This is a genomic window from Pseudomonas sp. S35, from assembly GCF_009866765.1.
GTDB lineage: Bacteria > Pseudomonadota > Gammaproteobacteria > Pseudomonadales > Pseudomonadaceae > Aquipseudomonas.
The window spans coordinates 5,055,610-5,069,831 of the sequence record NZ_CP019431.1 but is presented as its reverse complement, the minus strand read 5'-3'; the positions used below and the strand labels follow the sequence as shown (position 1 = coordinate 5,069,831).

Genomic DNA, 14,222 nt, shown 5'->3' with positions numbered 1-14,222 from the left:
TTTTCACACACAGCCCAAAGCGGTGCAGGCCTTGGCCCAGAGCCCTGTCAGCCGATACCAGGGCAATCTGTAGGGGCTTGTTACTACCATCGTCGAATGGTTCTATGGGGCCGCCCCGGCTACAACAGGGCATACAAAAACAACTATTGTCACCGAGGTAAGAAAGATGAGTGCGGCTTCCCTGTACCCCGTTCGCCCCGAAGTAGCAGCCAACACGCTGACCGATGAGGCGACCTACAAGGCCATGTACCAGCAGTCGGTGGTCAACCCCGACGGTTTCTGGCGTGAGCAAGCCAAGCGTCTTGACTGGATCAAGCCTTTCACCACGGTGAAGCAAACCTCGTTCGACGATCACCACGTCGACATCAAATGGTTCGCCGATGGCACCCTGAACGTCTCCTACAACTGCCTGGACCGTCACCTTGCCGAGCGTGGCGATCAGATTGCGATCATCTGGGAGGGCGATGACCCGGCCGAGAGCCGCAACATCACCTACCGCGAGTTGCATGAACAAGTCTGCAAGTTCGCCAACGCCCTGCGTGGCCAGGACGTGCACCGCGGCGACGTGGTGACTATCTATATGCCGATGATCCCCGAAGCCGTGGTCGCCATGCTGGCCTGTACCCGCATCGGTGCGATCCATTCGGTGGTGTTTGGCGGGTTCTCTCCGGAAGCCCTGGCCGGTCGCATCATCGACTGTAAGTCGAAGGTGGTGATCACGGCTGACGAAGGTATCCGCGCCGGTAAGAAAGTTCCGCTCAAGGCCAACGTCGACGACGCCCTGACCAATCCGGAAACCAGCAGCATCCAGAAGGTCATCGTGTGCAAGCGCACCAATGGCACGATCAAGTGGAACCAGCATCGCGACATCTGGTACGAAGACCTGATGAAAGTGGCGGGCACCGTGTGTGCGCCAAAAGAGATGGGCGCCGAAGAAGCCCTGTTCATCCTCTACACCTCCGGCTCCACCGGTAAGCCTAAAGGCGTGCAGCACACCACCGGCGGCTACCTGTTGTACGCCGGCCTCACCCATGAGCGCGTGTTCGACTACCGCCCTGGCGAAATCTACTGGTGCACCGCCGACGTCGGCTGGGTCACCGGCCATACCTATATCGTCTACGGCCCGCTGTCCAATGGCGCGACCACCGTGCTATTCGAAGGCGTGCCCAACTATCCGGACATCACCCGGGTGGCGAAGATTGTCGACAAGCACAAGGTCAATATCCTCTACACCGCGCCGACCGCGATCCGCGCGATGATGGCCTCGGGCACCGCCGCCGTTGAAGGTGCTGATGGCAGCAGCCTGCGCTTGCTCGGTTCCGTAGGCGAGCCGATCAACCCGGAAGCCTGGGACTGGTACTACAAGAACGTCGGCCAATCCCGTTGCCCGATTGTCGACACCTGGTGGCAGACCGAGACCGGCGGCAACATGATGAGCCCGCTGCCGGGCGCCCATGCGCTCAAGCCGGGTTCGGCGGCGCGGCCGTTCTTCGGCGTGGTACCGGCCTTGGTGGACAACCTGGGCAACCTGATCGAAGGCGCTGCCGAAGGTAACCTGGTGATCCTCGACTCGTGGCCGGGCCAGGCGCGTACGCTGTTTGGCGACCATGACCGGTTCGTGGACACCTACTTCAAGACCTTCCGTGGCATGTACTTCACCGGTGACGGCGCACGCCGTGACGAAGATGGTTACTACTGGATCACCGGGCGTGTAGACGACGTGTTGAACGTGTCCGGCCACCGCATGGGCACCGCCGAGATCGAAAGCGCCATGGTTGCCCACCCGAAAGTCGCCGAAGCGGCGGTAGTGGGTGTGCCGCACGACATCAAGGGGCAGGGCATCTATGTGTATGTCACCCTTAAAAATGGCGAAGAGCCGAACGAAGCGCTGCGCCTGGAACTGAAAAACTGGGTGCGCAAGGAAATCGGGCCGATTGCTTCGCCGGACGTGATCCAATGGGCGCCGGGCTTGCCGAAGACCCGTTCGGGCAAAATCATGCGCCGTATCCTGCGCAAGATTGCCACGGCCGAGTACGACGGGTTGGGTGATATCTCCACCCTGGCGGATCCGAGTGTGGTGGCGCATTTGATTGAGACGCACAAGACCATGAACGTCGCGTAAGGCGGGTTGGTAGGACAGAGCCCTATCTGGTGTAAGCCAGGTAGGGCTTTTTTGTGGGGTCTTGAAACCAATGGAGATCCAATGTGGGAGGGGGCTTGCCCCCGATAGCGGTGTTTCAGCGATAGATGAGTTGACTGACCCACTGCAACCGGGGGCAAGCCCCCTCCCACACTTGAATCTCCATCAGTCAAATAAATATCGGTTTATCGTATAGGAGGTTTCTGAATGTTACCGAGCGGCACAAATGTGTAACCCATCGCCCAAACATGAGGCAAACGGCTACGCTTATGCCCCGAAAAACCGCGCTTTAGACACCCCCGGCAATAAGATTAAACGCCAGACTTGCCGTCCCAGAAGGGTTTGCGAATAATAGGCCCGCAATTTGCAGCATCTACAGGTTTAATGTCTTTTGTCTCTGCATAAAATCCAGGGGCTGTCAATGTGCTGAAACCGCTTTCTCAGTGCTTCTGTAAATTGTTGTCGCATTGAGGAAATATCGGCTTCCGGCCTGTCGTTAGAATGCCGATCACTCGCTCGTCGTCTCCAGCGTCAACTGGTGTAGGACGAAGTACCGCTATTCGGTTTCACCTTCGCCGCATCGTGGGCCATGGCTCATACTGCTGTTTTGCCCTATACCGATGGAGTCCCAAGATGAAGAAACTCGTGCTGTTGGGCGCCCTGGCGCTGTCCGTGTTGTCCATGCAGGCTTTCGCTGAAGGCAAGCCCCTGAAAATTGGTATCGAAGCGGCCTACCCTCCGTTTGCCTCCAAGGCACCGGATGGCAGCATCGTCGGTTTTGACTACGACATCGGCAACGCCCTGTGCGAAGAGATGAAGGTCAAGTGCACCTGGGTCGAGCAAGAGTTCGACGGCCTGATCCCTGCGCTCAAAGTGCGCAAGATCGACGCGATCCTGTCGTCCATGTCCATCACGGAAGACCGCAAGAAGTCCGTGGACTTCACCAACCGTTACTACCTCAGCCCAGCTCAACTGGTGATGAAGGAAGGCACCGCCGTCAGCGACAGCCTGGATGAATTGAAGGGCAAGAAGATCGGTGTGCAACGCGGTTCGATCCACGATCGTTTCGCCAAGGAAGTCTTGGCTCCTAAAGGCGCCACGGTTGTGCCTTACAGCTCGCAGAACGAAATCTACCTGGACGTGGAAGCCGGTCGCCTCGACGGCACCGTGGCCGACGCCACCCTGCTGCAAGACGGCTTCCTGAAGACGCCAGCCGGTAAAGGCTACGCGTTCGTGGGCCCACAGTTCACCGACGCCAAGTACTTCGGTGACGGCATCGGCATCGCCGTACGCAAAGGCGACAAGGAAAACCTCGACCGCATCAACGCAGCCATTGCCGCAATCCGTGCCAACGGCGAATACAAGAAAATCCAGGACAAGTACTTCGACTTCGATATTTACGGCGCTGACGCCAAGTAAATCGTCGCAGCGATCTGCCCTAAATGGCGCAAGCAACAGAATTCCTGCGGTTTGCGCCATTTTTTCATCCCCCTTTTCGAGGACCTGAATCATGTTGAAAGGCTACGGGGCCGTCATCCTCGATGGCGCATGGTTGACGCTTCAGCTCGCCTTGTCGTCCATGGCCTTGGCCATTGTTCTGGGTCTGATCGGGGTCGCGTTACGCCTGTCGCCGGTGCGCTGGTTGGCCTGGCTGGGTGACTTGTACTCCACGGTGATCCGCGGGATCCCCGACCTGGTGCTGATCCTGCTGATTTTCTACGGCGGCCAGGACTTGCTCAACCGCGTCGCGCCGATGCTGGGCTACGACGACTATATCGACTTGAACCCCTTGGCCGCCGGTATCGGCACCCTGGGTTTCATTTTTGGCGCCTACCTGTCGGAAACCTTCCGTGGCGCCTTCATGGCTATTCCCAAGGGCCAGGCCGAGGCCGGCCTTGCGTATGGCATGAGCAGTTTCCAGGTGTTTTTCCGGGTGATGGTGCCGCAGATGATCCGGCTGGCGATCCCCGGTTTCACCAACAACTGGCTGGTCCTCACCAAGGCCACTGCGCTGATCTCGGTGGTGGGCCTGCAAGACATGATGTTCAAGGCCAAGCAGGCGGCAGATGCCACCCGCGAGCCGTTCACTTTCTTCCTCGCAGTGGCCGCGATGTACCTGGTGATTACCAGTGTGTCGCTGTTGGCCCTGCGTCATCTTGAGAAGCGCTACTCGGTAGGCGTAAGGGCGGCTGATCTATGATCTTCGACTACAACGTCATCTGGGAGGCCATGCCGCTGTACCTTGGCGGCCTGCTGACCACCCTTAAACTGCTCGCCATCTCGCTGTTCTTCGGCCTGCTCGCGGCCTTGCCCCTGGGCTTGATGCGTGTGTCCAAGCAGCCTGTGGTCAACGGCGCGGCCTGGCTGTTCACCTATGTGATCCGCGGTACGCCGATGCTGGTGCAACTGTTCTTGATCTACTACGGCCTGGCCCAATTCGAGGCGGTGCGCGAGAGCTTCCTATGGCCGCTGCTGTCCAGCGCCACGTTCTGCGCGTGCCTGGCCTTTGCGATCAACACCAGCGCCTACACCGCCGAGATCATTGCCGGTAGCCTCAAGGCCACGCCCAATGGCGAGATCGAAGCGGCCAAGGCCATGGGCATGTCGCGCTACAAACTGTACCGCCGCATCCTGTTGCCGTCGGCCCTGCGTCGTGCACTGCCGCAATACAGCAACGAAGTGATCATGATGCTGCAGACCACCAGCCTGGCGTCCATCGTTACCCTGATCGACATCACGGGTGCCGCGCGCACGGTTAACGCCCAGTTCTACCTGCCGTTCGAAGCCTACATTACCGCCGGCCTGTTCTACCTGTGCCTGACCTTTATCCTGGTGCGCCTGTTCAAGTTGGCCGAGCGCCGCTGGCTGAGCTACCTGGCTCCACGGAAGCACTGATATGGAACGTATCGATCATCTGTTGCCCTGGGGCCACCTGGGTTGCGAGCGCCAGCTGAGCGTGTTCCGTTTCGGCAAGGGCGAGCGCAAGGCCTATATCCAGGCCAGCCTGCACGCCGATGAACTGCCCGGCATGCGTGCTGCCTGGGAGCTGAAAAAGCGCCTCACCGAACTGGAACAGCAAGGCGCCCTCAATGGGGTGATCGAGCTGGTGCCGGTGGCCAACCCGATGGGCTTGGGCCAACTGTTGCAAGGCAGCCACCAAGGGCGTTTCGAGATTGGCAGCGGCAAGAACTTCAACCGCGACTTCGTCGAGTTGAGTGAACCGGTTGCCGCGCTGCTGCAAGGCAAGCTGGGTGATGATCCCCACGCCAACGTGCGCCTGATCCGTCAGGCCATGCGCGATGCACTCAACGCATTGCCCGAGCCCGGCAGCCAGTTGCAAGGCATGCAACGCGTGCTGTTGACCCATGCCTGCACCGCCGACGTAGTGCTCGACTTGCACTGCGACGCCGAAGCCGCGCTGCACATGTACGCGCTGCCCCAGCACTGGCCCCAGTGGCGCTCGCTGTCGGCGCATTTGAATGTGACGGTTGGCTTGCTGGCGGAAGATTCCGGCGGCAGTTCGTTTGATGAAGCCTGCTCGCTGCCCTGGTTGCGTTTGTCCCGGGCGTTCCCTGAGGCGCAGATCCCGTTGGCGTGCCTGGCGACGACCCTGGAATTGGGTGGCCAGGCCGACACCGGCCGTGATGAAGCCATCTTCCACGCCGAAGGCATCCTCGCGTTCCTCGCCGAGCAAGGCCTGATCAAAGGGGAATGGCCGGCGCCGCAACACGCACCGTGCGAAGGCATGCCGTTCGAAGGCACCGAATTGCTGTTCGCGCCCCACGCCGGGGTGATCAGTTACCTGCGTAAAGCCGGTGACTGGGTGGAAACCGGCGAGGCGATTTTTGAAGTGATTGACCCCTTGACCGATCGCGTCAGCATTGTCTGCGCGGGCACCTCGGGGGTGTTGTTTGCCGTTGAACGGCTACGTTATGCCCAAGCGGGTTTCTGGCTGGCCAAGGTGGCGGGGCGCGAAGCGCTGCGGCACGGGCGCTTGCTCAACGACTGACCACCTGTTTTTGTGAGAACCGACAGCATGTACAAACTTGAAGTCCAAGACCTGCATAAACGCTATGGCAGTCATGAAGTGCTCAAAGGCGTGTCCCTGGCCGCCGCGGCCGGTGATGTGATCAGCATCATCGGTTCCAGCGGTTCGGGCAAAAGCACCTTTTTGCGCTGCATCAACCTGCTGGAGCAACCCCACGCCGGCAAGATTCTGCTCAATAACGAAGAGCTGAAACTGGTGGCCAACAAGGACGGCGCCCTCAAGGCTGCCGACCCGAAACAGCTGCAACGCATGCGTTCGCGCCTGTCGATGGTGTTCCAGCATTTCAACCTGTGGTCGCACATGACCGCGCTTGAAAACGTGATGGAAGCCCCGGTGCATGTGCTGGGCATGTCGAAGAAAGACGCCCGTGAAAAGGCCGAGCACTACCTGGCCAAAGTCGGCGTGGGCCATCGTAAGGATGCGTTTCCCGGCCACATGTCCGGGGGCGAGCAGCAGCGAGTGGCGATCGCCCGTGCCCTGGCGATGGAGCCTGAGGTGATGCTGTTCGACGAGCCCACCTCGGCGCTTGACCCAGAGTTGGTCGGCGAAGTGCTCAAGGTGATGCAGGACCTGGCCCAGGAAGGCCGCACCATGGTGGTGGTGACGCATGAAATGGGCTTTGCCCGTGAAGTGTCCAACCAGTTGGTGTTCCTGCACAAAGGCATTGTCGAAGAGCGTGGCAACCCGCGTGAAGTGCTGGTCAATCCGCAGTCCGAGCGCCTTCAGCAGTTCCTCTCCGGCAGCTTGAAATAATCAGGACTGCTTTTGTGCACTGATATAGGGCATGCTCCGCAGTCTTGAGGTTAGCCCGCTCCCACATTTAGATCTTCTGCAGGCTTCGAGATTTGTGTGGGTTTACGGGCTAGCATTGGCCTTTGTCTTCATTACTTTTACAGGCTTCGGATAGCACTCCATGACCGCCCATAAAATTGGTTTCCTGATTTGGCCCAGCACAAAAGCACTCACGCTTGCGCTGGCTGAGGAGGCCTTGCGCGTTGCTCAGCGGGTGCATCCGGATGTGGTCTACGAGTTGTCGTTTCTGCTCGCAGAACCGGCGACCGAAGGGGCCTGGCAATTGCCGGGTGAGCCGTGGGCCGGCAAGCTGGAAGGTTTCCAGAAGCTGTTCCTGTTGGCTGACGAACCGCCCACGGCTATTGCCTCCCAACTCAGCACTGCGCTCAAGCAGTTGGTGCGTGCTGGTTGTGTGATCGGCGGCTTGTCAGCGGGTGTGTACCCGCTGGCTCAGTTGGGTCTGCTGGATGGCTACCGCGCCGCTGTGCACTGGCGCTGGCAGGACGATTTTGCCGAGCGCTTCCCTAAGGTCATTGCCACCAGCCACCTGTTCGACTGGGACCGTGACCGTTTGAGCGCCTGCGGTGGCATGTCGGTACTCGACCTGTTGCTGGCGGTGCTAGCCCGCGACCACGGCGCCGAGCTGGCGGGCGCGGTGTCGGAAGAGCTGGTGGTGGAGCGCATCCGCGAAGGCGGCGAGCGCCAGCGCATTCCCTTGCAAAATCGCCTGGGCTCCAGCCATCCGAAGCTGACCCAGGCGGTGTTGCTGATGGAAGCCAACATCGAAGAACCGCTTACCACCGACGAGATCGCCCAGCACGTGTGCGTGTCGCGACGACAACTGGAACGGATCTTCAAGCAATACCTCAACCGCGTCCCCAGCCAGTATTACCTGGAGCTGCGCCTGAACAAGGCGCGCCAGATGTTGATGCAAACCAGCAAATCGATCATCCAGATCGGCCTGTCCTGCGGCTTCTCGTCGGGGCCGCACTTCTCCAGCGCCTACCGCAACTTCTTTGGCGCCACCCCACGTGAAGATCGCAACCAGCGGCGCAGCAGCAGCCCGTTCGAGTTGTCGTCAGTGCCGTCCGAGCGCGGCTGAGCATCCTCGCTTATTCCTCCATGGGTCTCGGGGTTCCCGGGGCCATCAGTGCCACGCCGAACTCGTCGAACATCGCCTCTTCCACGCCCAGTTCGTAGCCTGTCTGGCGGTAATAGTCGCGCAGCAGCTCGATGCTCTGATCGGACAGTGGGTTGCCGCTGAGGTCGGAGTCATCGTTGAGTGGCAACGGCATTTCCAACAGGTCGCTGGGCACGTCGACGATTTCGTTGTCACTCAAGTCCAGCACCCGCAGGCGGCCCAGGGCAAAGACGCCTTCCGGCACGTGGGTCAGCCCGCAGTTGTGCAGGTAGATCGACACTAGCCGTCCAAGGTTGCGGATGTCGGGAATGAATATCAGCGGGTTGTCACTCAGGTCCAGGTATTCCAGGTGGATAAGGCGTGAGAGCTGCTCTTTGCTCTCGCGGGTCAGACGGATGTGGTTCTCCGCCAGCTTCAGATAGCGCAGGCGTCGGAGGCCGAACACCGAGGCGGGGATATCCAGCAGTGTGTGGCGTTCGAGGGTCAGGCTGACAAGGTTGGGGAAGCAGCGCAGCAGACCGTCCACGTGCTGGTTGGTACCGTCGCCGATGATCTCCAGCAGGCTCACGTGATCGAACTGCGCACTCAGCATCGGCATGTCCCCCAATAACTGGCCGTGGAACACCAGTTTATGGCTGTGGCGGGTGAAACCGTTGGAGTCGTCCAACTCGCCCTCCCGGCGCCAGCAGCGTTCGAGCAAATCCTTGAAGCCCAGGCGACGGATTTGTTCTTCGGCCCGCGCGCCCTCGTCCAGCACGGTGTCGAGCAGTGGGTCTCTGGAGGGGACCTCCATAGCCCAGGCTTGGAGGTGTGCCTGCAGGTCCTGATACTCGCCATCCAGGCGCGTGATGTGCAGGTCTACGGCGTCCAGGTTGCCCGGTAACTGGAAGTACACACGGCTGACCTCGCGGTTGTTGAGGCTTGGGTACAGTGCTTGTAGCTGTTGCAGTTGGGGTTGGGGGGCCGGCGCGTTCCAGTGCTCGCCAGTGGCCTGGCAGTAGGTTTTGATGCGGGCGAGGGTGTGCCGTGACAACGGATTATCCGACAGGTCAAAGGCTGCGCTGAAGGTGGCGGGCAGTTGGAAGCCTTGATCGGGAATCTGCTCGATGGCGTTGTGACTCAGGTCTACCCGTGTCCGGGCGATGTTACCCGACAGCAGCGCCGGTGGAATTTCCCGCAGGCCGGTGTTGCTCAGTGACAGGCTGGTCAGGGCTGTCAGGCGATTGAAGTCCGGTAGCCAGACCAGGCGGTTATTGGCCAGGTCCAGGTGTTGGAGGTGGGTCATGCTGGAAAGCACCTGGGCGCTGGCGGGGTTCAGTTCAATGGCGCAGCGATCCAGGCGCAGATGGGTCAGCCGCTCCAGTTGCGGCAGGGTCCTGGGCAAATGCATCAGGGTATAGCGCTCGATGGACAGGCGCTCCAACTGTGGAAAGCTGCGCAGAAACGCGTTGGGCTGCAGGGTGGATGCATTGCCGGACAGGCTCAGTGATGAGACATGGGGGAAGGGCGTGCTCAGGGCGGGAATATCGCCGCTGATGGGGTAGGGCAGGTTGAGTGTGAAGCGCGGGAGACGCCCTGGGGCGTGTGTGTCCTGCTCGGTTTCCCGACGCCAGCCGGCTTCGAGCGTGTCCACGAACAGTGAGCGATAGGTGCGCTCCTGGGCGGACACTTGCTCGTCGTCGGCCCAAGGTGCCAGCGTTTGGCGAATCCGCGGGTATTCGATTTCAAGCTGCGCCAGCGCTGCGCGGCCTGCGTCCAGGTTGCCCGGGAAATCGAAGATGAGCTGATTGATGTCATTGTCCGACAGCGTTGGGTAAAGGCGTCTGGCGCTTTGAATTTCGGTGCCAGGCGCGTCAATGTCCCAGCGGCCACCGGTTCTTTGGTAGTACCCCTTGACCCGCTCCAGCGTGGGTCCCGACAGCGGGTTGCTGGAGAGGTCGAACTTGCGGCTGGTTTCTACCGGCAACTCGAACAGCGCCGGAGGCAGTTCGCGGATCTGGTTATTGCACAAAACCGCCAGTTCCAACTGTGGACGGTTCAGCACGCCTGGCGGCAAATCACGGATGCCGGTGTAGCTCAGGTCCAAGTGTTGCAGGTGGGCCATGTGGGTAACGCTGGGCGTCAGGCCCAGCGGGTTGTTATACAGGTCCAGGGTCTTCAGGCGAGTCATGCTGCCAAGGGCCACCCGAGTTTCTTCGGTCAGGGTAATGTTGCAGTCGCTCAATATCAGCGCGTCGAGGCTGGGCAGTTGCGCGATGCTTGGCGCAAGGCCACCCAGGTAAAACTGGCTGACGTTCAGGTGACGCAGGCGTGGGAACAACTGCACGAAGTCATTGATCTGCAGTGCGGTGTGCTGACCCTTGAGCTCCAGCAGGCTGATGTGCTCGAAGCGTGCCGTGAGCCTGGGCAGTTCGCCGTAGATCGGGATCGTCAGTTGCAGCTTGTGGCCATTGAGGGGCAGTTGGTCATGGTAGTGATCAATCGCGGTTTCCTGGCGCCAGCCGCGCCTGACCTCCTGGGCCCACAGGGCACGGTTGCGTCGCACGTACTGGTATTCCCGGGGCGTCAATGGTGCTTCAGTGATGGGGTGGAAGGTGGGCGTCATGTGTTCCCAGACGGCGAGGTCGGTGTCCAGTTTGTTGTATTCGACCTGCAGGGTGATCAGGGTCGCCAAGGCCCCGCCGGGACGGCTTTCCAGGGTCTGTACCAGGTCGGCGATCTGTTCCGCAGGGAGGCTGGGCAGCAAGTGCTGGGCGCGCTGCTCAAGCGTGGGCTGCGGCTCGGCGGCTGGTGGCCGTGACGGCCCTGCTGCCTGATAACCGTCCATGCCGCCACGCAGGCGCATGACTGTGGGGTCGAACGTCGGTTTGCGGTAAGTGTCTGCGCTGAGCAAGGTGCGCAGCCGCTCGCGATCGAGCACGTGCTCGCCAATCGCCTGGCGCAGGCGCTCGCCCTGGCCGATGTGGATGTTCAGGGCGTCGCGCTGGCTATCGGGGATCGCCTGGAGGATGGCGGTGAAGAAATCGGTGTCGCCAAACACCGGGCCCTTTTCATCGACAGGCGTATAGCGGCCCGATTCGGTATGGATGACGATTCGCTTGAGCGGCGCGTCTTCGGCGCCGATAGCTCCCAGCAACGGGCCGTCGCTACGGTACTGCCGGACTTCCAGGCGCATGCGCGTCGACCATCCGGGCAGGCGCTCCAGGGACAGCAGCGCGAGCAGGTGAGTGTCGGGGTTGTCGACGGCGTCCAGGTAGAGCCCTTCGTAAGCACGGGTGGTGCGCACATCCAGTTGGGCGGCTGCGGCTTGCTCGGCTATGTGCGTCGGCACCTTGCCTTGGTCGATGGCTTGCAACTCGTCGCCGGTGGCATTGGCCAGCAGTTCATGGGCGACGCTGACGGGCAGGCCGGGCTCGGGGGCGGCGTCGATGATTTTTTGCAGCGCTGCCCCCGGGCTATGTTCTTCGCTGCGGTAGCGCGAATCGAACAGCGAGAAGCGTTTTTCGTGGGCAAGGCGGGCGATCTTTTTGCGCAGGGCCGCGGCGCGAATAGACGCATGGGAGGCGGGCTGGTCGGCGGGTTCTTCAAGCAGTGCTTTGCGCTCGGCTTCATCCAAGCTCTCCACCAGCACGCGTAGCAGATCACCATTTTCCAATTGGCTTTCATGGATCTGTACCACGCTAGCGTCGGGCCGGCCAAGAAACTCCCATTGGGTTTTCCCGTGGGTATCCAGGAACCGCAAGGTCTTGGAGGCGGGCCACAGGCCGTAGCTGGTGAGTATCTGCAACTGTGTCTGGACGTCCGCCTGGCCATAGATGAGCGGGTCATCGCTGTTGAGTTGCGTGATGAAGTCTTGCAGCGCTAGATCGATCTTGAAGCGCTTGAGGGTATCGGCCAGCAGCGGCGGCGGCGTTTGCCCGGTGTGGTGCATCTGGCGCAGCGCGTTGTCGTGGGTACCGCTGACGCTGCGCGCCTGCTGCAAGCGCGCGTCATCCAGGCCTTCGGCCGGGTAGCCGAGACGCCGCATCAGTGTGGCGCTGTCCCAGCTCAGCGGGCGGTCCAACTCGGTAATCCAGGCGCCCTGGCCGTTGCTGATCACCTGCGGCTGGTAGGCCGACGCACGGCTGGGGTGCTGCACAAAATAGCGCTGGCTGGTGGGGTCTTGCCGGACGGTGTAATAGTCGTCGCCCACCTGCAGCAGGTTTTTGCCGTTGAAGCGGTACACGCCTTTCTCATCAGGACGTACGCCGCTGGGCGGGCTCTGTTTGAGACGATAAGGCTCAAGATCGGGCTTCCACAGGCGTTCGCCGCCATCGGGTCTGGTCACGGGTGTGAGCCCATCCAGAAACCCCAGGCACTCACTCGGCAGCACTTTGCGCAGAATGCCCTGGGCGATGGGGATGCCGGTGGCAAACAGGCCCAATTGCACCAGCTGCTCGATAAACCCCATCGCATGTCCGAAGGCTTCCTGCACCTGGCCTTCGGCCCAGTCGATAACCCCTTCGAAGGCTTCGTCCAGCAATTGGTAGGCGGTGTAGCCGAGCATGAGCATGCCCAGTGGCGGCACAAAGGGGGTGGCAATCAGGGCGACGACTTGCAGCAGTGCCGAGGCGATTTTTTGCACCAGGTCCCAGCGCTCCCAGCGCGCTTTCTGGTTGGCGCTGGCGGTGCTCACGGCCTGGCTGCGCGCGTCGTTCAGCAGTTTGCTCAACTTCATCTGATGCAGGTAATGGAACAGCGGCTGCTTGATGGGAATGCCACGAAACTGCAGGTTTGCTCGCTCCACCTCGCTGCCGCGCCAACTGGGCAGCGGATCGCCGGGTGTATGCGAGTGCCAGGTCACTTGGCTCAGGCGGCCCGTGAGGTCGGCGAAAAAACGCCCCAGGTCGGCATGGTCGACAAAGCGGCTGAAGAAGTGCTGAAAGTCCGAGGCGCGCAACCGTGCGGTGAGCGCCTGGATAAACGCCTGCGTGCTGGCGTATTGCTTGATGGGGTGCTGCGGGTCGTCAGGGATATAGACGATCACCGGCACCGGCTCGCGGCTTGCATCCAGGTCCTGGGAAAACAGTACGATCCCGGTCAGGCGGCTGGACATGATCACCAGCTCATGAGCGACCCACATCGGGCGGTGCTGTCCGTGATCAATCAGGCTGTGGACCGCGTCGTAGCCGGTTTGCGGGATGTCGCCCTTGAGCAGTGCCATGTACAGCGAGCGTTTGAGCGCGCTGCTTAGGCTCTGCTCGACCTTGTATTGCAGGGCGGCCATGGCCACAGGGTTTTCCAGCCCCAGGTAATCTTCGAGATAGCGCTGATAGCGCCCGCCGATATCCAATTCACGGCAGAGGGTGGCAAATTGGGCAATGGTGATGCGTGCGTCAACCGCCGGCAGGCTTTGGAAATGCCCGGCGGCGTTGGGTTGACTGCTGAAACCGGAGTTGCGCTCGTAGGCATCGGGCTGTGCTTCGTCGGGCTCGAAGTTATGCAGCGCGGCGTTGAGCAGTGAAACGCTCCACGTACGCGAGGCCCCGGCCTGAACCCGAAACCCCGCAAGCGTCAATGGCACATAGAGTTGCAGCCAGGTGCTGTGCACATCCAGATCGACGCCGTACTGGCGCTTCAGCGCCGGTTGCAGCAGCTCGGCGCCGAAGGTTTGCGGGCTTTTGAGGCCGGCCAGAGCCTTGTCTACCTGATTCTGCCGGGTCCAGGCTTCGCCGTTGAGACGCTTGAGTTCGGCGTGCTGGGTGGCGGAGGCGTTTTTGTACCAGTCGGGAAAACTCCCGGACACTTCGCCCAGGGTGGAGCGCCTGGCTGGCGTGGCGTCACCCAGCCAGTGGGGAATGGCCTGCATGACAATGGTGTGGCGAACTTCGCCGCTGGCTGGCGCGGGGAGGGGAGGCATGGGATCGATCCTTGACAGTGTGAGTGTCTTTTCAGCAGACCAGTCGGCACGCGATCGACGGCGGTAGATAGTTGGTGCGGTGTGCTTCTGCGGATTCGCGAACATCACCTGCCCATGGAGCCGGCACACGGTTTAAACTGCGCCATTGCGACGCTATTTGTCGCATTGGCGTAAACCCGCCTAAATCGCGGGTTGGCGCTAT

8 protein-coding genes are annotated in these 14,222 nt (G+C 61.0%); 7 read left to right on the top strand and 1 reads right to left on the bottom strand.

Going from position 1 to position 14,222, the window contains the following annotated elements; genetic code table 11:
- The first annotated feature begins 166 nt into the window (after positions 1–166).
- From acs to argR, 7 genes are all read left to right on the top strand, one after another.
- The gene (acs, locus tag PspS35_RS22690; protein WP_159936875.1) at positions 167–2,122 is read left to right on the top strand and encodes an acetate--CoA ligase; all 1,956 of its coding nucleotides are present in this window, start codon (positions 167–169) and stop codon (positions 2,120–2,122) included.
- A 651-nt stretch (positions 2,123–2,773) separates the two neighbouring features.
- A complete protein-coding gene (locus PspS35_RS22685; RefSeq protein WP_159936874.1) occupies positions 2,774–3,559 on the top strand; it encodes an ABC transporter substrate-binding protein in 786 nt (261 codons plus the stop codon).
- A gap of 91 nt (positions 3,560–3,650) precedes the next feature.
- On the top strand, positions 3,651–4,340 hold the full coding sequence (locus tag PspS35_RS22680; RefSeq protein WP_010208305.1) for an ABC transporter permease: 690 nt from the start codon (positions 3,651–3,653) through the stop codon (positions 4,338–4,340).
- Entirely contained in the window at positions 4,337–5,035 is a 699-nt protein-coding gene (locus PspS35_RS22675; RefSeq protein WP_159936873.1) for an ABC transporter permease, read from the top strand. The genes PspS35_RS22680 and PspS35_RS22675 overlap by 4 nt, the downstream gene beginning before the upstream one ends.
- Position 5,036: 1 nt before the next feature.
- A complete protein-coding gene (locus PspS35_RS22670; protein ID WP_159936872.1) occupies positions 5,037–6,149 on the top strand; it encodes a succinylglutamate desuccinylase/aspartoacylase family protein in 1,113 nt (370 codons plus the stop codon).
- 27 nt (positions 6,150–6,176) lie between these two features.
- Positions 6,177–6,941, top strand: a complete 765-nt coding sequence (locus tag PspS35_RS22665) for an ATP-binding cassette domain-containing protein (protein WP_090400457.1) — start codon at positions 6,177–6,179, stop codon at positions 6,939–6,941.
- A 160-nt stretch (positions 6,942–7,101) separates the two neighbouring features.
- Entirely contained in the window at positions 7,102–8,082 is a 981-nt protein-coding gene (argR, locus tag PspS35_RS22660; protein ID WP_065947832.1) for a transcriptional regulator ArgR, read from the top strand.
- Positions 8,083–8,092: 10 nt separating this feature from the next.
- On the opposite strand, the gene PspS35_RS22655 is transcribed toward argR, so the two are convergent.
- Complete coding sequence (locus tag PspS35_RS22655) at positions 8,093–14,020, bottom strand: DUF6543 domain-containing protein (RefSeq protein WP_159936871.1); 5,928 nt, start codon at positions 14,018–14,020, stop codon at positions 8,093–8,095.
- Positions 14,021–14,222 lie beyond the last annotated feature (202 nt).

Excerpts from the sequence above, each read along its gene's own strand:
- PspS35_RS22655 (WP_159936871.1), bottom strand. The coding sequence starts at position 14,020 with ATGCCTCCCCTCCCCGCGCCAGCCAGCGGCGAAGTTCGCCACACCATT.
- PspS35_RS22665 (WP_090400457.1), top strand. The coding sequence starts at position 6,177 with ATGTACAAACTTGAAGTCCAAGACCTGCATAAACGCTATGGCAGTCAT.
- PspS35_RS22685 (WP_159936874.1), top strand. The coding sequence starts at position 2,774 with ATGAAGAAACTCGTGCTGTTGGGCGCCCTGGCGCTGTCCGTGTTGTCC.
- acs (WP_159936875.1), top strand. The coding sequence starts at position 167 with ATGAGTGCGGCTTCCCTGTACCCCGTTCGCCCCGAAGTAGCAGCCAAC.
- PspS35_RS22680 (WP_010208305.1), top strand. The coding sequence starts at position 3,651 with ATGTTGAAAGGCTACGGGGCCGTCATCCTCGATGGCGCATGGTTGACG.
- argR (WP_065947832.1), top strand. The coding sequence starts at position 7,102 with ATGACCGCCCATAAAATTGGTTTCCTGATTTGGCCCAGCACAAAAGCA.
- PspS35_RS22670 (WP_159936872.1), top strand. The coding sequence starts at position 5,037 with ATGGAACGTATCGATCATCTGTTGCCCTGGGGCCACCTGGGTTGCGAG.
- PspS35_RS22675 (WP_159936873.1), top strand. The coding sequence starts at position 4,337 with ATGATCTTCGACTACAACGTCATCTGGGAGGCCATGCCGCTGTACCTT.